The sequence below is a fragment of the Paenibacillus sp. FSL P4-0176 genome (genome assembly GCF_037975265.1).
Classification (GTDB): Bacteria; Bacillota; Bacilli; order Paenibacillales; family Paenibacillaceae; genus Paenibacillus; species Paenibacillus amylolyticus.
In genome coordinates, this window is sequence record NZ_CP150242.1 from 6,811,562 (window position 1) to 6,834,957 (window position 23,396).

Genomic DNA, 23,396 nt, shown 5'->3' on the forward strand with positions numbered 1-23,396 from the left:
TAAAGAAACTCCCGTTCATTACTCCGATGGATGATGGCCCGGAGGTAAGGAAGGGGAGCATTTTATTACGATTGAAAAGTAGACACAAAAGAATCTTCTTATTGCATAAATTGCATGATTAGGTGCGTTTGTTACTCATCAGGACTGTGAAGCAGAGACTGTTTTAGGCACTGAGGCAAACGGGAAATACTCTTTTGCATTGTTGTAGGCTATGCCCTGTACGATCTGGCCAAGCAGCTCCAGATCCTGCGGCGCCTCCCCTTGTTCGGCCCACTCACCGATGAGGTTGCAGACCAGACGACGGAAATACTCATGCCGCGTGTAGGACAAGAAGCTGCGTGAATCGGTCAGCATGCCAACAAAACGGCTGAGCAGACCAACATTCGCCAGGGCTTTCATCTGAGCGAGCATGCCATCCTTTGTATCATTGAACCACCAGGCGGCACCAAGCTGTATTTTGCCCGGAATACCCCCGCCCTGGAAGCTGCCGATGATCGCCGCGAGCACTTCGTTGTCCCTTGGATTCAGAGAATACAGAATTGTTTTGGGCAGTGCTTGTTGCTGTTCCAACGCGTCGAGCAATCCAATCATCGCTGCGGAAAGCGGCGTATCATTCACGGCATCGTAACCAGTATCCGGCCCAAGTTTGGCAAACATCCGTGTGTTGTTGTTACGGGCTGCATTAATGTGGAACTGCATCACCCAGCCCCGATCTGCATACAGTTTGCCAAGGAACGTCAGCGTTACCGTCTTGTACTTGTCCTCTTCCTCACGAGTTACCTTCTGACCCGCAAGTACCTTTGCAAAGATGGCAGCTGCTTCTTCGCGTGTAGCCACGCCGTAAGGAACATAATCAAGTGCATGGTCAGAGACTCTGCCGCCGACGGAATGGAAAAATTCCACACGTGACTCCAGCGCAGCAAGGAAGGATTCATAATCTGAAATGGCAGTGCCAGATGCCTGCGACAGCTTGCCCACCCATTCCACGAAGGTATCCCGGTTCAATTCCAAGCCTTTATCCGGGCGGAAAGAAGGTAATACCGCCGTATCAAAGCCTTCGATTTCCTGAATTTTCAGATGATACTCCAGAGAATCCGTTGGATCATCGGTTGTGCACACAACAGTGACATTGGATTTGGTAATCAGATCGCGTGCACCGAATCCGTCACTGTTCAGTTTGGCATTTACTTTTTCCCAGATGGCCGGTGCGCTTGTCTCATTCAATACTTCGTAGACGCCGAAATATCGCTGTAATTCCAGATGAGACCAGGCGTACAGTGGATTACCAATCATCATCGGTACCGTTTTGGCATAAGCCAGGAAACGATCGTAATCGGTTACTCCCTCGCCGCCGGTCACATATTGCTCTTCAATTCCGTTTGCGCGCATGAGCCGCCACTTATAGTGATCACCGTATAACCAAGCCTCTGTAAGATTGCCAAAGGTTTTGTTCTCGTAGATCTCCTGAGGACTGAGGTGGCAATGATAATCAATAATCGGCATGTCTTTGGCATAATCCTCATATAACTTGATCGCCGTTTCATTGTGCAGCAAAAATTGTTCATCCAGAAAAGATTTCATTCGCCTCGCACGCTCCCTTTAGGTGAGTTTACGTTCATATGGGTTCACTTCCCATCTTTACGCTACACTGTTTATCATCAAAGTTCAATATAAAATGATAGCGTTATCAAAAAAGGTTGATTTAGGCATATATTCGGGAACAAGGTATACTGGATTTAACGCAAGGATGCTGATCTGAAGATCACACAAGGAGATGAAATGAATTGAAAATTACTTTTCTCGGCACTGGAGATATGTTCAGCGTGGAGCAGCACCACAATAGTATGTTGGCTGAATTCGGAGACACGCATCTGGTCATTGATTTTCCAGAATCAAATGCTAAAGCACTCAAGGAATATGGATTCGCCATGACCGATATCCACAACGTGTTCATTACGCATCTACATGAAGATCATATTAATGGTGTACAGATGCTGGGTTATTACGCACAGATCGTAGGCGACCGCAAACCCCGTCTGTTCATACACGAACAATTGGTAGATCCGCTCTGGAACATTTTATCCCCCGGCATGCGCTACACAACGGATGGTGAACGTACCATGAGCGATTACTACGATGTCGTTCCCCTGCCAGATGGAGGCACATTTGAACTGGGCGGCGTGACGTTTGAGACGTTTCGGACGCAACATGTTCCCGGTATGGTGAGCACTGGGCTTCTCGCCAAACCTTACTTCTATTACAGTGCAGACAGTACACTCGACCAGGAACGTGTGGAGCAAGTTGCCGCTGATGTGCAGCTGATTTTCCATGAATGTCATATGCATGATCTGGTGATCAAATCCCATACCTCATTAAAGGATCTGGAGCAGTTACCCGCGGAAGTGAGACAGAAAACCGTACTGATGCATTATCATGATGAGTACGCGGATGCGGACAGACGGGATCAGTTCAACCGCGAGCATGATCTGCGGATGGTTGGCACGTTGGAATCATTTGAACTGGAGTAGGTACGGAGAGAGGGCATCGGATATTATCGTATTTGGACCTATATTCTAATGGAGGTCATTGCTATGGAATATCGAATTGAACAAGGTTACTTTCTGATATATTCTCCTGCAAGAAGCACCAGTAGTGGAGACATCATGGTGGTTAAATTACTGGAAAGACCCTTTAAGGACAGAATTGAATTCCTCATTAACAGCAAAAACTATGAGTGTACTACACACCATGAATACTTAAACTTTGAGCCAACTTCTCATCATAAACCTGAGAAGCCTGGAGCATTTTCAATGGAACGAAGTGAGTTCAATCGAATGTGGGATACGATGAATCAGTATTTTGAAAAGTAATAACCTTACTATCTCAAATAGATAACCGGCAGCGTCTACTCAGATTCCTCATACGGAACTGGTGGGCGTTGCTTTTTCCTATTTTTCTTTCTCCCATGACTTCATATGCTCAATTGTCCTCGGAGAGGGCTCGGCATGGATGTGAAAATAATCTTCCGTTCGCTGATCATTTGGGCCATAGGAAATTTTGATATACATATCTGCATAACACTGGAGGATATTGCTGTCGATCTCCGCCTTGGGCTTCAAGACGTAACTTCTGCTCAAACTCAATCCAAGCGGTTCCTTGTCAGACTCTAAACTAATCTCGTGTGTATTGCTCACATTGGAATGAAATAATTCTCCAGCATCTATTCGATTTATCATGTTGGGATCGAGGGTGAAGGACTGAATGACATTAACCATGGGCACCCGAGCCTCATTCACCAAAATCTCATAAGTAATCCGATCAACTCCGGATTCATGACTCACATCCACCGTTGCTGTCAAATTATAATCATCTGGCGAGTTCGTCTGAAAAGACTCAAGGTTCTTCGTAACCCGCTCATTCAAATCTCTTCGCTCCGAATTCAACGTATACTCATCGGTTCGCTTCGGTTCACCCGCTGGCCCCTGGTTTGGTCCCAAACTGCAAGCCCCCAGACACACGGCTATTACACATAGGTACATGACCAACGGGAAGAAACGGTTCATCTCTCTTTTGGGGCTCATGCCATCCCTCCTCTTCTCCATCTTCTGCAAAAAATATCGCTTATTACGTTCTCTCATTATGTTTTCTAATACTCCATATTTGGATTATTGTACCATGTATTAAGATGTGGGACCGAAGTGTTTCTTTCTCATTTCATGTTTTTACTTGTAGCAGTCATTCGTTTGCCTATGGCGGCGAGCCTCAACCCGCGTTAAGCTAACGAATCTGAGAAGCCTTATTCGGCTGAAATCCGAGTTACCAGTATTCTAACGAATCTCAGACGCGTTAATCTGGTGATGTTGCTCCAATTGGCGCTATTTCAATCGTTTTTGAGAGTAATAAGGTTACTGAGATTCGTTAGAATTCCAATAACGCTAATTCAGTGCAAATAAGGTGCCCTCGGTTCGTTAGGATGGAGTTTTAGTTGTACCTAGATAAATGCAAAAAACCACCTGGACACAGGTATACTCGCTCTCCTGTTCAGATGGTTTAACGATCTATCTATTTACTGTTTTTATGCGGTCGGTGTACCTTTTCTTATCCTGCCTGGCACATGCCGTTACTCAGCGTCAGCGCAGTCCTCATTCTGTTCAGGAAGAACCCATACCGAGACGCCTCCACCGCACACATGGAAGGTGGCCCAGCCGTCTTCCTCAATGGTAATCTGATCATCACAGCTCTTCGTCAGATCCACCCAGACTTCACCAGCACGATGCTCTCCGATGAACATTCTCTTCTCACCGTCATCCCCGTTGGAGATGACCACTGCACAACCGGAACCTTCGATTTCCTCTACGCCACGACGTACCCAGCCAATCGTATTGGCGTGATCGAAGTAATCTTCCTGCTCTCCATACGCCTTGTTGCAACGGGCAGACAGCAGAATGTCCAAAATCTCTTTTTTGCCATCCACAGGTTCAGGTCCACCAATACCATAATAATCCCCGTAAAATACAACCGGATAACCATCACGACGTAATAGCGTCAACGCATAAGCGCTCGGCTTAAACCAATCACCAATCCATGATTCCAACGCTTCATGAGGTTGGGAGTCATGATTATCTACGAAGGTTACCGCATGGGTAGGATGGGTATGCACCAAGGTGTCATCGAAAATTTTGGAGAGATCAAAGTCTCTACCTGCAAGCGAAGCCTCATGCAACTTGTAGTGAAGAGACACATCAAACAGGTCGATCTGATAGTCTACCGTATCAAGGAATTCACGACATGCATCCAGGTTCGAATTCCAGAACTCACCTACGATGTAGAAATCCTGACCTCGTTTGCGGATCATCTCTGCTGCGAACTCCTTAATGAATTCGTGGTTGATATGCTTAATCGCATCCAGCCGGAACCCACCACACTGGAGGGTATCGATCAGCCATTTCCCCCAATCGATCATCTCGCGCCGAACATCCGGGTGGTTATAATCTATATTGGCGAACATCAGATAGTCATAGTTGCCGAACTCATCATCGACATTCTCATTCCATTTTTTATTCTCTCCTGCGATGCGGAATACACCTGTTCGTTCTCCCTTGGCATCAAAGTCCGTGCCGTTGAAGTGTTCAGAGTTCCATTTAAAAGAGGAGTATTGATCCCCGCGACCCGGGAATGTGAATTTGGTCCAGCCCTCAATCTCAAACGGCTCAGAAATTTCCTTCGTTCGATCATTGGGATCAACCTCGATCACTTTGAACACTTCCGTCTCATCTGCTCCGGCCTTGTGATTCATAACCAGATCCACATAGACGGCAATGCCGTTCTTCTGACACTCAGCAATGGCCTCCACCAGTTCCTGCTTGGTGCCATATTTGGTCCGTACGGTACCCTTTTGATCAAATTCGCCCAGATCGTACAGATCATATACACCATAACCTGTATCTTCTGCTGACACTGCCTTGGTTACGGGTGGCACCCATACCGAGTCAATGCCTTTGGCTTTCAGTTCCGGGGCCATTTCAGCCAGTCGCTTCCAATGATCTCCGTCTGCAGCCAGGTGCCATTCAAAAAACTGCATCATGGTATGATTCCTCTTCATTATAACCGACCTCCTTGATTGCTTTCGAAGCGGACCGCGGAACGGATAGGGTAATCGCCGTTGTTCGTTCGTTGCTAACCAAGTTATAACCCTTTCACCCTACCCTTCAATCATATAAAGAAAAGAAAATCGAAAAATATATGCTATATATGTTGAACTAAAGATTATTTACACTGACACTACGATGACAGAATAACCTTCCAATCGCTGTTATCCCCAGATTTTTTGATTCCCTTTTTCGAAGGGGAAAATCCGAGGATAAAGGCGAACGCTTCGCTTTTTCAGGTTTTTTCTGTCCTCTCCGTTATCGTGTAAATGATTAGTTCAACTTATATACATGCATCATTTCATTCGTAGTTCGTTCATCAAATTCGTTTATAGTCCCGCCACTCCTCGGGCAACAGGGAACGATAAGGTTCTTGGATAAAACGATCGTCGACCAGCACCAGCACACCCCTGTCTTCTTCTGTCCGAATCAGCCGTCCACCCGCCTGCAGCACCTTATTCATACCCGGGAAAATATAGGCGTAATTGAATCCGTTGCGTCCTGTCCGATCATAATAATCACGTAATACGTTGTTCTCCAGACCAATCTGCGGCAGCCCCGCACCTACCACAACAACGCCATTCAAGCGGTCTCCCGGCAGATCGACACCTTCCGAGAATACGCCACCCATGACAGCAAATACCAATCGTGTTCGTTCAGGATTGGGTTGGAAACCATCCAAAAACTGCTCCCGTTCCAGTTCGTTCATGCCTTGCTTTTGTATAACCGTATCCGCTTCACTTGGAAGCTGTGCATAGGTCTCATATATCTCGCGCATATAAGGGTAGGAAGGGAAGAAGACCATCAGATTACTGCGCGGCCATTCACTTACCAGCTGTTGCAGCATCTCCGCAATGGGTCGCCGGGACTGTTCCCTGTCCTTATAACGTACGGATAAGGGCAGAAGTCTCACATCCAATTGTTCGCGCTGAAATGGTGATGGAATCTGCAATGTATAATCCTCTTCCTCTGCACCCAGCATATCCCGATAATAGCGAAGGGGTGACAATGTGGCCGAAAAATGAATGAGGGAGCGGAATCCTTTGGCCGTCTGACGAAGCAGTACCGAAGGATCGAGACAGAATAACTTCACTCTCACTTCACTTCGAACACACTCTGCATACGTAATAAAACGTTCATCATACAGCTTGGCAATACGCAGGAAATTCTGTGCCGTGAAGTAGGCATCCAACAGCAACTGATCCGTCTCGGCATTCCCTGAACCACCTTCAACAAGACATTGCTCCGCAACCATGACAAAAGGCTCCAGCCGTTCAATCAGTTCCTCCGGTGCTTCCTGCTGGATGATCTTTCCTTCTTCTCCACCGTTTTTCCGAAGGGTAATCAGATACTTATCAATGGCCCCGGTGTAGTCAACAATGGCTTTGGCAGCAGGCACACTGCTGTCCAGCGACTGGAACTCTCTTTTCACATCCAGAAATACTGCCTTCTCCAGCTCAGCGGAAAACATCATTCGGCCACGATCGACCAGATTATGAGCCTCGTCCACCAATAACACCGTCTTGCGTTTCTGCTCCTCCAACATTCTTTTCAGAGAGATCCTCGGATCGAAAATATAGTTATAATCGCAGATCACCGCATCGGCTGCATACGCCGCATCCAGGGAAAACTCAAACGGGCACACCCGATGTTTACGCGCATACTGCTCGATGACCGGACGTGTCATCAACGTCTCATGTTCCAGCATGTCCAGCACGGCCCCGTTAATACGGTCATAATATCCTTCACACATGCCGCATTGCCCCGTATCACAAGCTTCCTCTTCTTTAAAACATATCTTGTCCTTCGCGGTCAGACTGATCACATGCATCTTCAATCCTTCCGATTGCATCCGGGCAAAAGCTTCTTCTGCCGCCACCCGTGTCGTCGTCCTCGCGGTCAGATAGAACAATCGGCTCGCTTCGCCTTCGCCAATCGCTTTGACCGTGGGGAACAGTACGGACATCGTTTTACCAATGCCTGTTGGTGCTTTGGCCATCAATCCCTGACCCTCACGGATTGTTTTGTAAACGGCTCCTGCCAGCTTTCGCTGTCCCTCCCTGTATTTGCGAAAAGGAAACGGTAGCTCTTTCACACTGATATCACGCTTTTCTTCATATGCAGCGATCATCTCTGCATATGGCGCATAACCGGCAATCACTTCTGCCGCAAACTGCTCCAGTTCCTGTCGTTCTGCCATTCGGCGAAACCGTCTTTCTTCATGGGTAACCGAATGCACATACGTCAACTGCACTTGCATACGTGGTTCATCTTGCTGAACGGCGTACATGTAGGCATACATCATGGCCTGTGCCCAGTGTACGGGAAGACCTTCTCCCAGATCATCCAGATTGCCCGCAGTTGATTTGATCTCATCCACCGTCAACTGACCCTCCAACCGGATCAGGCCATCACACCGTCCCTCCACCACATAGGTCAGATCCCCATGTTGAATCTCAGCTTCGAGCACAATCTCTTTCAGATCCTCTTCGGTGTACTCCTTCTGTACCCGCTGGTGGATTCGAGTCCCCTCTTGCATCGAGGCATTGGTCCGGAACCCTGGACGTATGCTGCCACTGCGGTACACATACTCCACCAAAGGTCTAACCGATATCCGAATTGTTGTTGTCATACGATCACCCGTTCTGTTTGTAGTGATTATACTTTATCATGAAATATGCTTTTGGACACAGCACCACCTCGAAGAAGTGGAAAATATTATAAAGAGAGATTGACATTCCATCGTCGCATAAGTAAAGTTAACTTTACGTAAAGCGAACTTTACTTATGGGAGGATATACTTGCAAAATCTAATCAGAGACAAACGAATACATATGCACATCACACAGGAAGAACTGTCTCAACGGCTAAAGGTCTCCAGGCAGACCATCATATCGTTGGAATCCGGAAAGTACAAACCTTCTCTTGTGCTTGCTCACAAGCTTGCCCAATTATTTGGCTGTCAGATCGAGGAATTATTTATTTTTGAAGGAGATGAGAATATTGAGTTCTGAATTACTGAATCGGATGATCGGGATCGGTGGAATTGTAGCTGGTTTGTTATTTGCAATACTCATTATTTTTTTCACAAGGTTGATTGCAAAAAAGCAAAACGGACTGGATGAGCGGTACCTCTATTGTATCACGAGAGCAAAAGCCTTCTCCTGGAATGCGACCACTATCAGTCTTGCTCTGGCTTGGATCCTCGTAGTTATGCTAGACGGAATATCGCTTTCCTTTTTCATTATTACTGCAGTGTTTGTCATTCATTGTTTATCTTCTATTGCGGCAAACCTATACTACTCAGCTCGGAATTAGCCCACCTGTCCGATACATGTGAACCGATTGGACTCGCACAATCCCATATGCTATGTTGAGTTAGAATGTACTTAATAAGGAGGCCGCTTCTATGTATATCTATTTGGTTCCTTCACCGATTCCGGATGCACTTGCTGCATACCCGCATCTGACTTTGCGAAGCGAAGAGCACGTGCGTCTGGCTATTGAATCCGCAGAACGCCTGATGAATATTGAGTCTGATGATAAAGTAGCCGCATATGAAGCTTTTGATGCCGCAGGCTCCTGGACTGGCGGTGGTTACGCTGTTCTCAACAATATCCCTGTCACAGAGGATGGTCGTAACGACTTCGAAGAACGGTTTAAGAACCGTGCCCGCAAGGTAGAAGACGAGCCTGGCTTTGTTGGTATTCGTGTTCTTCGTCCTCTGAAGGATGACACATATGTCGTACTTACACTCTGGCAGTCGGAGGAACATTTCAAAGGCTGGCAGGAATCCCAAGCTTATAGTCACGCTCACCGTAACCGCAGTACTAGCGAAGGGCTGACCGCACAGAAGCCTACAATTTTCCCCAGACCTTCTTACGTCACAACGTACACTATAGACTAACGAAATTGGGTAGCATCTGGCTTTTATCGCAGTGGCCCATGTTTTTTCAAACCTCTTCCTGCATGGAAGAGGTTTTTTGCCGTCAATTGTAGAAGGCTCTCATTTTTGACACAGCCATGCTCAGATAGGATAATACTTGTTAAATGAAACTTCGGAAGGGAAGGCGGTACCTTGTCACGCAGTTCACTCACCCGATTTCTAAGCGGACCGTTTATATTCTTTACCATTATCATGATGATCAAAAGTTCATTGGCCTGGATTGTTATCTTCGATGACATCCCTGTCTGGAAACCACTGCTGACCGAATTGCCGCTCATCTGGATCGGCTTCTGTCTAATCGAGTGGTTTGCTGCCAAGCGGCGAATGTGGATATACCTTGCCATGAATTTGCTGCTCTCAGGGATTTTCTTTGCAGCCATCATGTACTACAAATACTATGGCGTAATCGTTAACTATCATGCGTTGGCACAGGTGAATCAGGTGACCTCGGTCAAGAGCAGCATGTTTTCTTTGCTTGACCCCTATTATTTGTTTATTTTTGCAGACGTTCTGATTATTGGGGGGATACTCATTCGTCGTCGGATCAAGCTCGGGAGTACAGAACGTCCGAACCGCATTCCGCTTGAACGACGTGCCAGAAGAAGGGTTGCCTCGGTCATACTGACCTTGTCCATGATCCTGTGCATGCTCAACATCTATCCCAATCGGGCCAGCATGAGTGAGCTTACACAAGCAGAACAGATGGGCATCCTCGGTTACGAGGCGTATACCATCCTGGATCGACCTGATAAACCTGTGCCCATCGCTCACATTGATCAGACTGACATCGACCAGCTGAAACAAACGACCGAACTGCCTGCAATTGTGGAGCAGGGTGCCGCGAGCGGACGCAACGTGATTATGCTCCAGTTGGAATCGTTTCAGAACTTTCTGATTGGATTAGAGGTAGATGGACAAGAGATTACGCCTAATCTGAATCAATTGGCTAGACAGAGCCTGTATTTTCCGAACTTTTATCAGCAAGTGGGACAGGGAAATACATCGGATGCAGAATTTGTTGTGAACACATCGTTCTACACCCCGCCGAACGGGGCAGCAACAACTGTATATGCGGATAAAGCTCTGCCGAGTCTACCCAAGCTGATGTCAGCAAACGGATATCAGACAGCCACATTCCATACAAATGATGTTCGTTTCTGGAATCGGGATCAGTTATACAAGGCGCTTGGATTCGACCAGTATTATGATATTGATTATTTCGGCATGCAGGACTCTATCGCCTTTTCGGCCTCGGATGAAGTCTTATATTCCAAAACACTGGATAAGCTGGAATCCATGCAGTCTTCGGGTGATCCCTTCTATGCCCATATCATCTCCATGTCAGCCCACCACCCGTACACTTTGCCTAAAAACAAGGTGAAGCTGACGCTGCCAGAGCGTTACAAGGATACGTTGCCCGGTAATTATCTGATATCACAGCATTATGCCGATCAGGCGGTTGGACAGTTGATTGCTGGATTGAAAGAACGGGGATTATGGGAAAATAGTTTGTTTGTCTTGTACGGGGATCACCTGGGACTTCCCATCTATTCACTGGATCGGGATGACAAAGTCCTTATGAAAGAGTTGTATGGTCGGGAATACACATCAGCAGATATGATTAATATTCCACTCATTATCTCGGCCCCAGGCGTTACCCCGGGTGTACAACTGGAACAGATCGGAGGCCAGGTAGACATTCTGCCAACGATTGCGGGACTCACCGGTGTATCGCTGAAGGACCAATTACACTTCGGACAGGATTTGTTACACGAAGGTGGAAATCTGCTACCCGAACGTTATTACCTTCCCTCCGGGTCAGTGCTAAACGATGCTTCTCTCTTCATTCCGGCGAAAGGATACGGGGACGGAACACATTATTCCCTAGCTGATGCGGGCAGACAAGATGAAGGGCAACAGCAGATGAATGTTCCTTCGGAAGAGATGCCGAAGAATTCAGGAGAAGAGGAATCTCCAACTATCGCCACACCCAATAACAGTGAGGTGTCTCCTTCGCGGTTTATAACCAAGGAACAATATGATCGAGCATTGGATCTTGCACACTTGTCCAACAGTTATTTGAGCCAGCTCCCGGATCGAAAGGACGCGAACTGATTTTATTTTTTTAATATTCTAAAAAGAGCTTCATAGTGAATCACCAAGTACTGAAGTTTCTTCAAGATTACACATCTATAACGCACATGATCCATCTTACGAGGATGAACATGTGCGTTATTTGAATTACACACAATCGGCATTCAACCTTTTTCCATTTCAGAAGGCTACAAGAGCTGATGGATCAATATTCTTTAAAATATTTCAGTAGTTCCGATTGGAAACTTTCAGCAGTAAAACTACGCTCTCGATTTTTGTGAACAATCAGACCATGCGTAAAGCTTATTTTAGAAGTAAAAGGAAGAATTTTTAATCTACCCATCTTTAGTTCGTTTTTGATCGCTATTTTAGGGACCAAGGCAAAACCTTTTCCACAGCATACAAGTTCCTTGATCATCTCAAGACTTGAAAGCTCTAACGCATCCTTAACCACAATCCCTTCATTCTTTAGAACATCTACAGCAGTCGTATGATACAAACAAGATGTGCCGTTACTGATAAACACCTCGTCATTTAGAATCTGCGCCCCTACACTTTCCACTTTCCGAACCAAATCCTCAGATGCAACAAAAACAATAGTCTCTTCCATAATCGGATAAAAGAGAATGTCATGTCGCTCAGGGTTTTGAGGAACAATGCCAAAATCCAGGGCATAATCCAGCACACTTTTTAGAATATCTTGATGCGCCCCTTGTTCAACACGTAAATTTACGCTTGGAAAGTTTCTCGTATATTCCTGTACAAATGGAAGCATGCGTGTAAGAAAAAAGGATTCCTGTAGTCTAATATTTATTGTTCCGCACGGCTGATTCATATCATTCATACTTTCTTTAAGGGATTCACTTAAGTGGACATACTGATAAGCATATTTGGAAAATACTTTTCCAGCTTCCGTAGGTTCCACCCCTCGTGGAAATCGATGAAACAACTTCTGTCCGCAGATCTTCTCCAGCTGTTGAATATGAGTTGTTACTGTGGACTGGACATAACCTAAGCGCTCCCCAGCTCGGCTGAAACTCTTCTCTTCAAGCAAAGCAATAAATGCCTGAAAAAAACGACCCTCTAAGGAATTTATCATATCTTTCACCCTTTTGTATTTCGATTTAAAATAGCTAGCATTCAATCTATTCATTATTCAAATAAATATATTAATTATACAATAAAAACACGTCATCACCAGTTGTACAGGTAAGTAAGAGAAATAATATTGGACTTCTTAATGAATCCAGAAGGAGATGTAAAAAATGAAGATTAGTTATCAGCACCAGAAAGTTGGAGATGTCGAAGTTTTTTACCGTGAAGCCGGGCCTAAGGATGGCCAAGTTATTTTACTATTACACGGGTTTCCATCCTCTAGTCATATGTTTCGCGACCTTATTCCCAAACTGGCAGAACAATACCGTGTCATTGCCCCTGATCTTGCTGGGTTTGGTCGTACAACAACTCCACCCCGTAGTCAGTTTGACTTCACATTTGACAGCCTGTTTCGAGTTATTGAAGGTTTCACTGAAGCATTAGCTCTTAAGAAATATGTAATGTATGTGTTTGATTATGGGGCGCCTGTCGGTTATCGCTTGGCAGTGGCTCACCCGGAACAAGTTCAAGCCATTATTAGTCAGAATGGCAACGCATATGTCGAAGGGTTTAGTGACGCATGGGGACCTTGGGAGATGTATTGGCACTCTCCAACACCTGAAAATCGTGAAGCATGTCGTGATTCCTTAACCCCCGAAACTATCCGTAACTTTCAGTATCTTCATGGAACTGATGCTAGCCTTGTTTCACCAGACGGATATTCACTGGATATTGCCTACATGTCACGCCCGGAAGCTGAAGAAATCCAACTGGATTTAATCCTCGATTATAGAACAAACGTGGATCTTTATCCTGAATTTCAGACTTATTTCCGCAATTATCAACCTCCTCTTCTAGCTGTATGGGGTAAAAATGATCCTGCTTTTCTTCCTGCTGGAGCTTTAGCTTATAAGCGTGATATCCCATCTGCAGAAGTACATTTACTTGATACTGGGCATTTTGCTCTCGAAACACATGTGACAGAGATCCATGAGCTCATTCACCACTTCTTAAAGAAAATATTTTAAACCCATCATACATTGGATCAATCTCAACCTTGAACTAAATAGAAAAAGCCCGTAGAAAGCAGGTCCAATAATGGCCTGTTCTACGGGCTTTTTGCATCTGTCATCATTCTTCAAGGTACTTGCAACGCCACTATGATCTAATGTTCTATCCCGTCCAGTTTACAATGGCAGTAGCGCAACCGACTTGCGAGCAGTCAATTGCTCTACCATGGCAAGCCATTCTTGTGGTTTGTTAGGAAGCACTGCATAATATCGATTCAGGAAATCAGCCACCAGGCTTGCTGGCAGTTCACCAAGCGACTCATCACCTGGCATGAAGCACAGGTCCAAGCCGCCAACCGCTTCACCGTCACCTTGCCAAGATGGATGAACATATGGGAAGTCCAGACGCTGATATCCCAGATGGGACAGAACTTCGCGACGCACATACGGGTCCATCGGCTTGATGCCGCCAAACTCATGATCCTGACTCAGATAAGGGTTATAGATTTCGGCAAACATACCGAACAATTCTTTCCCGTTTGCTGCAGCCAGCTTTTGCAGATCACGCTTGCGGTGATTCGCCAGGAAACTGCCGATCCCCAGACCTTCACGCCCAATAATCGTGAAGTCCGTCATGGCTACGTTCCAATCCTCGTAATAACGGTACTCTGTCGCTCCAACAACCTGTCCCTCATGCACAGCCACGAACACCCGAATACCCGGATCTTCCAGCGGTTCTTCCCACAGGGGGAAGTCAAGCACTTCTTCCCGCGGGAAAATCTCCTGCATCAACTTGTGCATTTGGGCAAACAATGGATCTTTAATGGATGTAATACGCGTGAATTCCATGAATAAATACCCCCTCGATTGATGATGTATTTCGTTTAACATTTCTTTATCTGAACGGATTCCGCCACTCCATCAGGGCTGCATAATTGCAGGATTCCTCATCGTCCAGATAGTCCGCTGTCACACCAACTGGCATGCGCCCACAACGAAGCAGGAACGATATCACCGGATCACGTCTTTCTCCCGCTGCCACCTGGTTCAGATATTCCTGCGCAGACAGTTGGTCTGCAACCAAATGATAACCGGGCATTCTACCAGCACCCAGTAACCGATCCATCCCCTGAGCGATGACAAGGTGGTACATCGCCTGCATCATAAGCTGAGCCAGTCCCCATTTGCGGTACTTTGGACGAACACAGAGATCAACAATATACAGCGTGTTGCCATCCGGCTGGTGGTTACGAATATAACCGTCATCCGTTACTTGGGCCCAGGTATGACTTGCTGGATGTGCAGGGTCCCACTGCATCCGTAGCGAGGTCATTGATCCAGCCAACTCTCCATCGACTTCAATACAGATGGCACCCTCCGGGTAATGCTGTACATGACTGGTGAGCTGCTCGTGACTCCAGAGCAGTTCTTCCGGATAAGGAGGAGGGAAACTCTCCGCCTGAATGCGAATGAGTTCCTCAAAGTCGGCAGTAACATAATTGCGAACGACTGCTTTTACCCTTTTGCCACTTCGCTCCGGGTCGGTAATCAGCATTTCTTTGGTATACATGTTGCCGGTTCACCCCTTTCCACTGACAAAATGAATTCCCTACTCTGTTTCGCTTCGGTTTTAATTATGTGTTCAAAAAGGTCGGTTTTCAGTACCGAGAAGATGGGATGAAGCTAGAAATGGAGTAGCGGAGCGTAGGGAAGACTACGTGAGCAACGGACATTTCGGCTGAATTCCATATTCGATGCTGATGATGCCACTAGGCATCCTTCGTAATCAAAAGCGGGCTTTTTGAACAACCTCTATAAGGTTGCCTACTCCCAATCGGTATACAGATCAGTACGGCGGTCACGCCAGGTCGTTACCGATCCACGTTCACGTACCTCATACAACAAGTCCAGATCCAGATCGGCGGTCACGATCATATCGTTGTTAATCTCACCCTCGGCCAGAATGCCACGTGGCGGGAACGGAATATCATTCGGCGTAATAATTGCAGCCTGTCCATAGTTGGCACGCATGAAATCAACGGTCGGCAGGTTACCCACTGTTCCGGTTAACACAACATACACCTGATTCTCTACCGCGCGGGCATGACTCGTATAACGCACACGGTAGAATCCGTGACGATCGTCCGTACAGGAAGGACAGAAAATTACGTCTGCGCCTTTGGCTTTGGCCATCCGTACAATTTCCGGAAATTCAATATCGTAACAAGTCAGCATCGCAATACGGCCTTTGTCCGTGTCGAACACCTCAAGTCCCTCTCCGGGAGCCATGTTCCATTCCTGGACTTCGGTTGGTGTAATGTGAATCTTGTCCTGCCGCGCGATGCGACCATCCGGGTAGAACATGTGGGCTGTATTATACAGCTTCCCTTCACGGCGAATGACGTGGGTTCCCCCGATGACGTGCATGCCGTACTTGGCAGCGAGTGACGTGAACAGTTGTTCATATTGCTCCGTAAAGTTTGGCAGATCCTCAATTGTCAGAGCATTGCCTTGTTTGTCCCCAATGGACATTAATTGCGTTGTGAAAAATTCAGGGAACAGCACAAATTCAGTTCCGTATTCGCTCGCTGTCCGTATGTAATGCTCAGCCTGAGCGGCGAACTGCTCAAACGAGCTGATTGTGTGCAATTGGTATTGTACAGCGGATACCCGCAGTTTCATGTTCGTACACCTCCATCAAGATTATGCTTCCATTGTAACAACGATCCGGGGTCAACAAAAGAGTATTTACACTGGGCACTACAATGACAGAATAACCTTCCGATCGCTTCCCTTACTCACCCAGCATCGACTGTGTGAATCCGATCCACTCTCTTGTGGCAAAAGACAGATAGCGGTCCTTCCGCCAGATCATGCCGAGCTGCCATGGAATCACCGGTTCCACCACGGGTATAATGCGCACGCGCATGTTGTCTACCTCACGACAGATCGTCTCCGGTAGCAAGGCTACTCCCAGATTGGCGGCAACCATCGCGCTGAGCAGATCCCACTGGGAGCTCTCATATACCACACGGGGCTGGAACCCAGCATGCTGACAGGCCACAATAATCCGGTCATGCAATGCAAAATCCTCCCGAAACAGCACAAAGGCGTCGTTTTCCAGTTCATGCAGGGCAACCGACTCTTTCCCTGCAAGTGGATGTGAAGGGTGTACAAGCAGGTTCAGCTTCTCTTTCACAAACACAAAATGATCCAACAGTTCATCCACGGTTGGCAGTACGGCAACGCCAATATCCAGTGCACCACTGATCACATCGGCCTCCACTTTTTTGGCACCATCCTCAAACAGCTGAATGGTCACCTGCGGGTAGGCTTTGTGAAATTCACCAATGATCATGGGGAAAAAGCTGGACCCCACCATTGGCGGCAAGCCAATCCGCAGATGGCCTTTCTTCAAGTTCATCAGATCGTCCAATTCGGACGACAGACTGCGGAATGATTTTTCAATCTCAAGTGCCTGCCGAAAAAACACATGGCCTGCATCGGTTAGTTCAACTTTCTTCCCATAACGGTCCAGTAAAGTGATACCCAATTCCTCTTCAAGACTCTTGACCGTCTTGCTGATCGTGGGCTGGGTGATATACAGGACTTCGGCGGCTTTAGTGAAGCTCTGCTGCCGGGCAACTTCCAGAAAATATTGCAAATGGCGGATATCCATCGGTTGATACTCACCTCTCATAGACAAATGGAATAGTAAACATTCTTAATATGCATTTTACTCATGAAAGAATGCCATGTAAAATTTGTGATATCAAATGAATCATTTTCATTTTCATAATAACTTAAACGATTACGTTGATTATACAAGGAGGGATTGAAGTGAAAAAATGGGGCCTTGGTATTGCACAAGTTGCGCTCTTAATGGTTTTTTCACTGCTCATGGACCTGCTGGCCCGTACTCTCCATCTTCCTGTACCGGGTTCAATACTCGGTATGGTTGTGTTATTCATTCTGCTTCAGACTCGTGTCGTGAAGCTGCGCTGGATTGAAGTTGGAGCTGCCTGGCTGCTCGGTGAACTATTGTTATTTTTTATCCCGTCAGCCGTTGGCATTATGAACTATATGCCCATGTTAGAGCATGACGGACTACAGATTTTATTCATCGTACTGCTTAGTACATTCCTGGTCATGTCCTGCACAGGCCTGGTTGCTACACGAATTGCCAAACGAAAGGAGCGTCACACCGGATGATTGGATTTCTCTGCCTGTTGTTAACCGTCGGTATCTATTGGGTTACCAAACGAATGTATCGCAATCTGCCTAAAGTATATCTGTCTCCGTTGCTCATTACACCGCTTCTTGTTGTTGGCATATTGCTTGCAACCGGAACGGATTATGCCACGTATAGCAGTGGTGGCAAATGGCTGAGTCTGCTTCTTCAACCGGCCACGGTGGCTTTTGCCGTACCGCTCTATACCTTTTTCCATGTACTCAAAAAACATATTTCCGAGATTGTCTTCAGTGTCATGACCGGTTCGGTCGTTGCCGTACTTTCTTCTGCCCTGCTCGCCAAATGGTTGCGCCTGGATTCCGGTCTCATTCATAGTCTGATCCCAAGATCGATCACCACCCCAATTGCCATGAACGTATCCGCCACTATCGGTGGCATACCCGCAGTGACAGCTGTTTTTGTTATTATGACTGGTCTGCTCGGAGTAATTATGGGCCCTTCCATCGTCAAAATGCTGCGCATCGATGGGGAGATTGCACGAGGCACACTGTTTGGAACCGGTGCCCATGGCACAGGGACATCCAAGGCGTTTGAACTGAGTTCCCTGACCGGTACCATCTCCAGCATCTCCATGGTGCTCGCTGCATTGTTCACTTTAGCGGTTGCACCCGTGCTTTCTAAACTTATTTTCCCATAATGGATGGAATTATCCACTTTTTTGAAATATTATTGTTGTATTAAAGCCCTTTCTTCCTTACAATAAGGACAGGTTTTTAATTGTGAATATTGCGGGGGAGATGCGATGAAAAGAACCGGAATGAAGAGATCTCTGGACCGTCTTGGACGAATTGTCCTTCCCAAAGAAATGCGGGATACGATGGAAATCCATATCGGCGATCCGCTTGAGTTTTTCATTGAAGGAAAAGAGTTGATTTTAAGAAAGTACAAATCAACATTATGTATTTTTTGCGGTGATGTAGATACGGAAATGTATTTCAAAGAACAATTCATCTGCCGGACTTGTGCAATTCAATTAAAACACCCGGATGACTCTCCCAACTGGTTCGTACCTCAGAACAAACAGGCTCCTGCACCCGTGGAGCGTCCTGCTTCCAAATCCGCCCCAGTCTCATCTCCCGCTAGGGAAGAAGGGACCACAGCTGACAACCAAGAATACCCGGACCTGCGGCCAAAGACGGCACGTATGCTGCAACAGATGAAAGAAATTGTTGAACAGAATCCCGGTTTGGCTCAACAGCAAATTGCGGAAAAGCTTGGCATCAGCCAAGGACGCGTCTCTCAATTAAAAAAGTTACTATAATCAAAATGGCATTTGATCATTTATAGTCAGAAGACCTTCCGATCAGGAAGTCCCGCTGCAAGAGAACCCGTTGTTTTTCGTGGGTTCTTCTTTTTTTTATATTCATATTGTAATGGAAAGGAGTTCTATGGATAAAATTCTGTATTTATCACAATTCGACCTCATGTCCTCCTTATCCGAGGCAGACCTGATTGAAATGGATGGGATGACTTCTATTACGACCATACCTAAAAACAGACAGATCCAGACACCCGATACGTTTACAGAAGGTTTCTATTTTGTAAAACGGGGAAAGGTTCGTTTATATACATTAAATCCGGAGGGCAAGCAGTTCACTCTCGATATTTTGACGGAAGGTAACGTGTTTGGAGAAATGAACGGAATATCACTCGGAACACGCGCCGTTTATATCGAAACGATGGAGGAGTGTGATATTTGCCTGATGAACAAACAACGTTTTGAACAGTTTCTGATTGAACATCCAGAATTTATGATGAGACTGATGAACGTACTAAGCGAGCGGATCAAACGAATGAGCGAGTTGACACAGACGCTTGCACTCGGAAACCTGCATGAAAAGGTGATACATAATCTCTTCCGGCTGGCTGTACAGATGGGATGGATCGAAGAAGATGAGTACTGCCGGATTCAACTCGGGCTTACCCATCAGGAGATTGCCTGGATGGCAGGAGCCACACGGGAATCGGTTACGATTGTCATGCAAGAGTTAGCAAGAGCTGGCCGTATTCGTACCGGATTCAAATCAGTCTCCCTTCATCGTGACGAAATCGCTAACCTCCGGAAAATCACTGACCACTTGTAAGATGCCTTACATCCCTGTTCTCCAGCAAGTTGTACTGTATAACTCATGATGTTATACAGCTAAGGAGGAATATACTGTTGAGTGCTAAGCCAGATCTATTTATCCCTGAAGACATTTTTCTTCGCAAAGGTGCCCGTAAAGCAACGGAAATTCCTGAGCATATCCGCAATTGGCTACAAGCAGGACATATCGAATCGGTCAATCTGACCGAATGGCTGGCTGTAGATCATGTTTCTCTTTTTCAGAAGGTTACCCATGAATGGGGAATGGATGTCGAAACCAGAGCAATTACAGAGCAGTTAACACAGATGGATGAGCAGCGGATCATGAAAATCATCCCGGCCATAGCCATGCAATGGCTTGATCTGTTGAAACGTCCATCAGTCAATGAAAAAACGAATCTCTTTTGTTCCATTGCAGAGCATCGTTCAGACAGTGTTCGCTGCTGGGCGGCTTATATCATTGGGCTAGATTCCGGTCTGAACCTGACTGAAAAGTTGGAGCATATTCGGCCCTTTGCAGCAGATCATCACTTTGGTGTAAGAGAAATCGCCTGGATGGCTGTACGGGAGTCCATCTCTGCCGAATTATCCTTAGCCTTGCAGCAGTTAATCCCATGGAGCGTTGACCCTGATCCACTGATCCGTCGATTTGCCATAGAATCAATCAGACCTCGTGGCGTCTGGGCCAAGCATATTCAGGAGTTAAAAGAAAATCCGGCCATGGCCCTTCCCTTGCTTGACGCAGTAAAATCCGATGCCCATAAGTATGTGCAGGATTCGGTAAGTAACTGGCTGAACGACGCCAGCAAGACCAATCCAGAGTGGGTGCGGCAGGTCTGTGCCACTTGGACTCAGCAGTCGGATACCCAACATACGCGGCGAATCGTTACACGTGCCACGCGAAGTCTTACATAAAAAAAGATGACCACCGCTTACTGGCAGTGGTCATCTTCTGCATAGGCATCCGCGTTTACATTCCTTTTGACAGGAATACCTTTTCCACGTTGAACAGCCCAATTACGTTCCCTCTTATCTTTAACTTACGCCTGAATCGCGTCCATCTGGCCTTCTTCTTCCGCTTCCAATCTGCGCATGCCCACAACCAAAACAATAATGTTAGCTACCAACAACACAGCCGGGAACGGAACAGCAGCGTATTGTGCATAGATCAGATGACTTCCCACGGCCCCAATCAGAATGAAGGTCAGTATGCCAGAAGCCAGGATGCGAGTCCGTGGAATCAGCAGTCCTACAGCACTAAGCAACTCCGCAGCGCCCAGCAGATACATCGTCCATGTCGGATAAGAGAAACTTTCGAATGTCTGAATCATCATGTCTGCCCCACTAATCTTGTTAAACCCCGTCATGACGAAAACACCTGCTAACACAACCAGAAAAACATAACCCAAAATTTTGTTCATATGTAGATCCTCCTATAACAAATTATATGTTCCTACTATGTAATGATTATTTTTGCTGCACATTGTAAAAAAAGAATCTATGTAAAAGTTCCCAAAGGTCACTCTGTTTTCAACCGTTCAGCCCAGTTCAATTTTCAGAATAGTACGCGTTCATATTATACGTATTATTTATCACCAACTTACTTTTGTGAAGTTAGTATATAATAATAATATAATTTCTTCAAGTAATTTTTCACTGTATGATGTATAATACATACAAAAGGTATGTTACAGTATATTTTGTAGTAACCCTCATTTACTTGGATGTCCTATATTCTTAAAGCGGCAGAAATCATGTCCTTTCATATACAACTTTGAAGAAAATCATTATGAATCGAGGTGAACACGTTGAAGCTGAAAAAAGTAAAATCACCAAGTCCCTGTATGATCACTCAAGCCATAGACATCATAGGCAAGAAGTGGGTACTGTTAATTATGTACCAACTGTTGTCCGGACCCAAGCGGTTTACGGAGCTTGAAGCAGAGATGGCGATCAGTGGACGACTTTTATCGGAGCGATTGAAGGAAATGGAGACGGAAGGTATCGTAACCCGACACATGTTTCCCGAGATACCTCCCCGTGTAGAGTATGAATTAACACCGAAAGGCAGAGCCATTGAACCTGTCATTGATCAGATCTACAGTTGGTCATCCGACTGGTTGAAACAGCAGAAATCCGAGTAGTTGAATTGCTACTTAATAATCTCTACTCAACACAAATACGCCTGAATCAGGCTGATCTGCGGATCATTCCCTGATTCAGGCGTATTTATATTACCTTCAACCTTTTAATGAGAGAGATGTTTTGAAGGCTGAAGCTGTACAGGCAGGCCGGAATCTGCCGATGCCAAGGCCGCCGTCGTAATCTCCTGTGTACGGCAGGCATCCGCATAATCGGACAGAATTCGTGAACGGTCTCCCGTACGCAGGGCGTGAATGAACGCTTCATTCTCACGCTCGTATGGATTATGTCCTGCCGGAATCTCCAGACCTGCCATCGCATGTGTTGCGGCACTTGGCAGAAGCAAACGTTCTGGCGTCCAATCCCACACACCTGCATCCGTGTAGAACTGGAGCCCTGCGCCGCCCTCTCCGTCTGGCAACAGACATGTATTGGCGATACTGGCAATCGCTCCACTTTCCAGCTTAAGCGTCACATTTGCCACATCGGCTACGGTCACATGTTCATGCTTCTCATGCATGCTTCGCTGAGCTGCTACAGCATATACCTCCGTAACTTCTCCTGCACAATACCGAAGCAAGTCTACAATATGTGTAGTCTGCTCTACGAATTGCCCTCCTGAACCGTCCTGACGCCGCCACCAGGCGACCCCTGGCATTCCGCCCATCCAGCGGCCAAGAGCCATGCCGACCGTCTGTTCTTCCATCGCTTGCTGCAGAACCTGCGCAGCCTCCTGATAACGGAAATGGTATCCTACAGAGGTTAACAATCCACTCTTTTGCACCTGATCCAACACCTGACGTGGAACGTCCATTCCAGTACTCAGCGGTTTCTCCACCAGGAATGGAATACCGCGGCGGATTAATTCGGACTCAATCGATCCATGAGACATGGGAGGCACACAGATATACACCGCATCCAGCTTCTCACCATCCAGCATATGTTCAAGTTCCCCGTAACCAACAGCATCATAAACGAAGGCCATAGCCTCTGCCTTTTCGAGCGAAGTTCCACAGACACTCGCAACACGAACACCTTCCATCCGTGCGAGAATATCCGCGTGTACCTTACTGAACCAGCCTGTTCCAATGATTCCGATCTGTAATGTCATGGATGTAATCCC

The 23,396-nt window shown here is 46.4% G+C and carries 24 protein-coding genes; 13 read left to right on the forward strand and 11 right to left on the reverse strand.

Features of this window, described 5'->3' with window-relative positions; all coding sequences use genetic code 11:
- Positions 1–138: 138 nt before the first annotated feature.
- Positions 139–1,581, reverse strand: a complete 1,443-nt coding sequence (uxaC, locus tag MKY95_RS31105) for a glucuronate isomerase (RefSeq protein WP_076319303.1) — start codon at positions 1,579–1,581, stop codon at positions 139–141.
- A gap of 203 nt (positions 1,582–1,784) precedes the next feature.
- Here uxaC and MKY95_RS31110 point away from each other — a divergent pair, with 203 nt between their 5' ends.
- Together MKY95_RS31110 and MKY95_RS31115 are read left to right on the forward strand one after the other, a co-directional pair.
- Positions 1,785–2,528: an MBL fold metallo-hydrolase gene (locus MKY95_RS31110; protein WP_076319304.1), complete on the forward strand. Its 744-nt coding sequence runs from the start codon at positions 1,785–1,787 to the stop codon at positions 2,526–2,528.
- Positions 2,529–2,591: 63 nt separating this feature from the next.
- Complete coding sequence (locus MKY95_RS31115) at positions 2,592–2,870, forward strand: hypothetical protein (RefSeq protein ID WP_036612914.1); 279 nt, start codon at positions 2,592–2,594, stop codon at positions 2,868–2,870.
- A gap of 78 nt (positions 2,871–2,948) precedes the next feature.
- Here MKY95_RS31115 and MKY95_RS31120 read toward each other — a convergent pair whose 3' ends face one another.
- The 3 genes from MKY95_RS31120 to MKY95_RS31130 form a co-directional block, all read right to left on the reverse strand.
- Positions 2,949–3,581: a hypothetical protein gene (locus MKY95_RS31120; RefSeq protein ID WP_036612917.1), complete on the reverse strand. Its 633-nt coding sequence runs from the start codon at positions 3,579–3,581 to the stop codon at positions 2,949–2,951.
- A gap of 539 nt (positions 3,582–4,120) precedes the next feature.
- A complete protein-coding gene (locus MKY95_RS31125) occupies positions 4,121–5,602 on the reverse strand; it encodes an alpha-amylase (protein WP_339195988.1) in 1,482 nt (493 codons plus the stop codon).
- A 365-nt stretch (positions 5,603–5,967) separates the two neighbouring features.
- A complete protein-coding gene (locus MKY95_RS31130) occupies positions 5,968–8,280 on the reverse strand; it encodes an ATP-dependent DNA helicase (RefSeq protein ID WP_076253721.1) in 2,313 nt (770 codons plus the stop codon).
- A gap of 169 nt (positions 8,281–8,449) precedes the next feature.
- Here MKY95_RS31130 and MKY95_RS31135 point away from each other — a divergent pair, with 169 nt between their 5' ends.
- From MKY95_RS31135 to MKY95_RS31150, 4 genes are all read left to right on the forward strand, one after another.
- The gene (locus tag MKY95_RS31135; protein ID WP_036612923.1) at positions 8,450–8,662 is read left to right on the forward strand and encodes a helix-turn-helix transcriptional regulator; all 213 of its coding nucleotides are present in this window, start codon (positions 8,450–8,452) and stop codon (positions 8,660–8,662) included.
- Entirely contained in the window at positions 8,652–8,966 is a 315-nt protein-coding gene (locus MKY95_RS31140) for a hypothetical protein (protein ID WP_051447287.1), read from the forward strand. Before MKY95_RS31135 ends, MKY95_RS31140 begins: the two co-directional genes overlap by 11 nt.
- Positions 8,967–9,057: 91 nt before the next feature.
- Entirely contained in the window at positions 9,058–9,555 is a 498-nt protein-coding gene (locus tag MKY95_RS31145) for an antibiotic biosynthesis monooxygenase (RefSeq protein ID WP_076319306.1), read from the forward strand.
- A 171-nt stretch (positions 9,556–9,726) separates the two neighbouring features.
- Entirely contained in the window at positions 9,727–11,709 is a 1,983-nt protein-coding gene (locus tag MKY95_RS31150; RefSeq protein WP_256721321.1) for an LTA synthase family protein, read from the forward strand.
- 184 nt (positions 11,710–11,893) lie between these two features.
- On the opposite strand, the gene MKY95_RS31155 is transcribed toward MKY95_RS31150, so the two are convergent.
- Positions 11,894–12,841, reverse strand: coding sequence for a LysR family transcriptional regulator (locus MKY95_RS31155; protein WP_338707249.1), 948 nt, complete (start codon positions 12,839–12,841; stop codon positions 11,894–11,896).
- A gap of 112 nt (positions 12,842–12,953) precedes the next feature.
- Between MKY95_RS31155 and MKY95_RS31160 the strand changes: the two genes are divergently transcribed.
- Positions 12,954–13,811 carry an alpha/beta hydrolase gene (locus tag MKY95_RS31160; RefSeq protein ID WP_076319308.1) on the forward strand — a complete coding sequence of 286 codons (858 nt, stop codon included), beginning with the start codon at positions 12,954–12,956 and terminating at the stop codon, positions 13,809–13,811.
- Between the two features lie 159 nt (positions 13,812–13,970).
- On the opposite strand, the gene MKY95_RS31165 is transcribed toward MKY95_RS31160, so the two are convergent.
- The 4 genes from MKY95_RS31165 to MKY95_RS31180 all read right to left on the reverse strand — a co-directional run bounded on the left by MKY95_RS31165 (position 13,971) and on the right by MKY95_RS31180 (position 17,472).
- Positions 13,971–14,642, reverse strand: coding sequence for a hypothetical protein (locus MKY95_RS31165; RefSeq protein WP_047840815.1), 672 nt, complete (start codon positions 14,640–14,642; stop codon positions 13,971–13,973).
- 46 nt (positions 14,643–14,688) lie between these two features.
- Positions 14,689–15,363 carry a GNAT family N-acetyltransferase gene (locus MKY95_RS31170; RefSeq protein WP_036612936.1) on the reverse strand — a complete coding sequence of 225 codons (675 nt, stop codon included), beginning with the start codon at positions 15,361–15,363 and terminating at the stop codon, positions 14,689–14,691.
- A gap of 254 nt (positions 15,364–15,617) precedes the next feature.
- Positions 15,618–16,475: a carbon-nitrogen hydrolase family protein gene (locus tag MKY95_RS31175; RefSeq protein ID WP_036612939.1), complete on the reverse strand. Its 858-nt coding sequence runs from the start codon at positions 16,473–16,475 to the stop codon at positions 15,618–15,620.
- Between the two features lie 112 nt (positions 16,476–16,587).
- Positions 16,588–17,472, reverse strand: a complete 885-nt coding sequence (locus MKY95_RS31180; RefSeq protein ID WP_036612948.1) for a LysR family transcriptional regulator — start codon at positions 17,470–17,472, stop codon at positions 16,588–16,590.
- 161 nt (positions 17,473–17,633) lie between these two features.
- Here MKY95_RS31180 and MKY95_RS31185 point away from each other — a divergent pair, with 161 nt between their 5' ends.
- The 5 genes from MKY95_RS31185 to MKY95_RS31205 all read left to right on the forward strand — a co-directional run bounded on the left by MKY95_RS31185 (position 17,634) and on the right by MKY95_RS31205 (position 21,046).
- Positions 17,634–18,005: a CidA/LrgA family holin-like protein gene (locus tag MKY95_RS31185; RefSeq protein WP_017691758.1), complete on the forward strand. Its 372-nt coding sequence runs from the start codon at positions 17,634–17,636 to the stop codon at positions 18,003–18,005.
- On the forward strand, positions 18,002–18,682 hold the full coding sequence (locus MKY95_RS31190) for a CidB/LrgB family autolysis modulator (RefSeq protein ID WP_076251772.1): 681 nt from the start codon (positions 18,002–18,004) through the stop codon (positions 18,680–18,682). Before MKY95_RS31185 ends, MKY95_RS31190 begins: the two co-directional genes overlap by 4 nt.
- Positions 18,683–18,787: 105 nt before the next feature.
- Complete coding sequence (locus MKY95_RS31195; RefSeq protein ID WP_036612972.1) at positions 18,788–19,306, forward strand: AbrB/MazE/SpoVT family DNA-binding domain-containing protein; 519 nt, start codon at positions 18,788–18,790, stop codon at positions 19,304–19,306.
- 127 nt (positions 19,307–19,433) lie between these two features.
- Positions 19,434–20,129 carry a Crp/Fnr family transcriptional regulator gene (locus MKY95_RS31200; RefSeq protein WP_076320317.1) on the forward strand — a complete coding sequence of 232 codons (696 nt, stop codon included), beginning with the start codon at positions 19,434–19,436 and terminating at the stop codon, positions 20,127–20,129.
- Between the two features lie 77 nt (positions 20,130–20,206).
- A complete protein-coding gene (locus MKY95_RS31205) occupies positions 20,207–21,046 on the forward strand; it encodes a DNA alkylation repair protein (RefSeq protein WP_339195995.1) in 840 nt (279 codons plus the stop codon).
- Between the two features lie 125 nt (positions 21,047–21,171).
- Here MKY95_RS31205 and MKY95_RS31210 read toward each other — a convergent pair whose 3' ends face one another.
- Positions 21,172–21,552 (reverse strand): DoxX family protein, encoded by a 381-nt coding sequence (locus MKY95_RS31210; protein ID WP_051447288.1) that lies wholly within the window; start codon positions 21,550–21,552, stop codon positions 21,172–21,174.
- A 423-nt stretch (positions 21,553–21,975) separates the two neighbouring features.
- Between MKY95_RS31210 and MKY95_RS31215 the strand changes: the two genes are divergently transcribed.
- Positions 21,976–22,275 carry a helix-turn-helix domain-containing protein gene (locus MKY95_RS31215; protein WP_026081419.1) on the forward strand — a complete coding sequence of 100 codons (300 nt, stop codon included), beginning with the start codon at positions 21,976–21,978 and terminating at the stop codon, positions 22,273–22,275.
- Between the two features lie 104 nt (positions 22,276–22,379).
- On the opposite strand, the gene MKY95_RS31220 is transcribed toward MKY95_RS31215, so the two are convergent.
- Positions 22,380–23,384 carry a Gfo/Idh/MocA family oxidoreductase gene (locus MKY95_RS31220; protein ID WP_076320318.1) on the reverse strand — a complete coding sequence of 335 codons (1,005 nt, stop codon included), beginning with the start codon at positions 23,382–23,384 and terminating at the stop codon, positions 22,380–22,382.
- Positions 23,385–23,396: the final 12 nt, after the last annotated feature.

What these genes read in the sequence shown, in the direction of transcription:
- uxaC (WP_076319303.1), bottom strand. Translation starts at nt 1,581, where the DNA reads ATGAAATCTTTTCTGGATGAACAATTTTTGCTGCACAATGAAACGGCG.
- MKY95_RS31115 (WP_036612914.1), top strand. Translation starts at nt 2,592, where the DNA reads ATGGAATATCGAATTGAACAAGGTTACTTTCTGATATATTCTCCTGCA.
- MKY95_RS31120 (WP_036612917.1), bottom strand. Translation starts at nt 3,581, where the DNA reads ATGAGCCCCAAAAGAGAGATGAACCGTTTCTTCCCGTTGGTCATGTAC.
- MKY95_RS31125 (WP_339195988.1), bottom strand. Translation starts at nt 5,602, where the DNA reads ATGAAGAGGAATCATACCATGATGCAGTTTTTTGAATGGCACCTGGCT.
- MKY95_RS31130 (WP_076253721.1), bottom strand. Translation starts at nt 8,280, where the DNA reads ATGACAACAACAATTCGGATATCGGTTAGACCTTTGGTGGAGTATGTG.
- MKY95_RS31145 (WP_076319306.1), top strand. Translation starts at nt 9,058, where the DNA reads ATGTATATCTATTTGGTTCCTTCACCGATTCCGGATGCACTTGCTGCA.
- MKY95_RS31155 (WP_338707249.1), bottom strand. Translation starts at nt 12,841, where the DNA reads ATGAATAGATTGAATGCTAGCTATTTTAAATCGAAATACAAAAGGGTG.
- MKY95_RS31160 (WP_076319308.1), top strand. Translation starts at nt 12,954, where the DNA reads ATGAAGATTAGTTATCAGCACCAGAAAGTTGGAGATGTCGAAGTTTTT.
- MKY95_RS31165 (WP_047840815.1), bottom strand. Translation starts at nt 14,642, where the DNA reads ATGGAATTCACGCGTATTACATCCATTAAAGATCCATTGTTTGCCCAA.
- MKY95_RS31170 (WP_036612936.1), bottom strand. Translation starts at nt 15,363, where the DNA reads ATGTATACCAAAGAAATGCTGATTACCGACCCGGAGCGAAGTGGCAAA.
- MKY95_RS31175 (WP_036612939.1), bottom strand. Translation starts at nt 16,475, where the DNA reads ATGAAACTGCGGGTATCCGCTGTACAATACCAATTGCACACAATCAGC.
- MKY95_RS31180 (WP_036612948.1), bottom strand. Translation starts at nt 17,472, where the DNA reads ATGGATATCCGCCATTTGCAATATTTTCTGGAAGTTGCCCGGCAGCAG.
- MKY95_RS31190 (WP_076251772.1), top strand. Translation starts at nt 18,002, where the DNA reads ATGATTGGATTTCTCTGCCTGTTGTTAACCGTCGGTATCTATTGGGTT.
- MKY95_RS31195 (WP_036612972.1), top strand. Translation starts at nt 18,788, where the DNA reads ATGAAAAGAACCGGAATGAAGAGATCTCTGGACCGTCTTGGACGAATT.
- MKY95_RS31200 (WP_076320317.1), top strand. Translation starts at nt 19,434, where the DNA reads ATGGATAAAATTCTGTATTTATCACAATTCGACCTCATGTCCTCCTTA.
- MKY95_RS31210 (WP_051447288.1), bottom strand. Translation starts at nt 21,552, where the DNA reads ATGAACAAAATTTTGGGTTATGTTTTTCTGGTTGTGTTAGCAGGTGTT.
- MKY95_RS31215 (WP_026081419.1), top strand. Translation starts at nt 21,976, where the DNA reads ATGATCACTCAAGCCATAGACATCATAGGCAAGAAGTGGGTACTGTTA.
- MKY95_RS31220 (WP_076320318.1), bottom strand. Translation starts at nt 23,384, where the DNA reads ATGACATTACAGATCGGAATCATTGGAACAGGCTGGTTCAGTAAGGTA.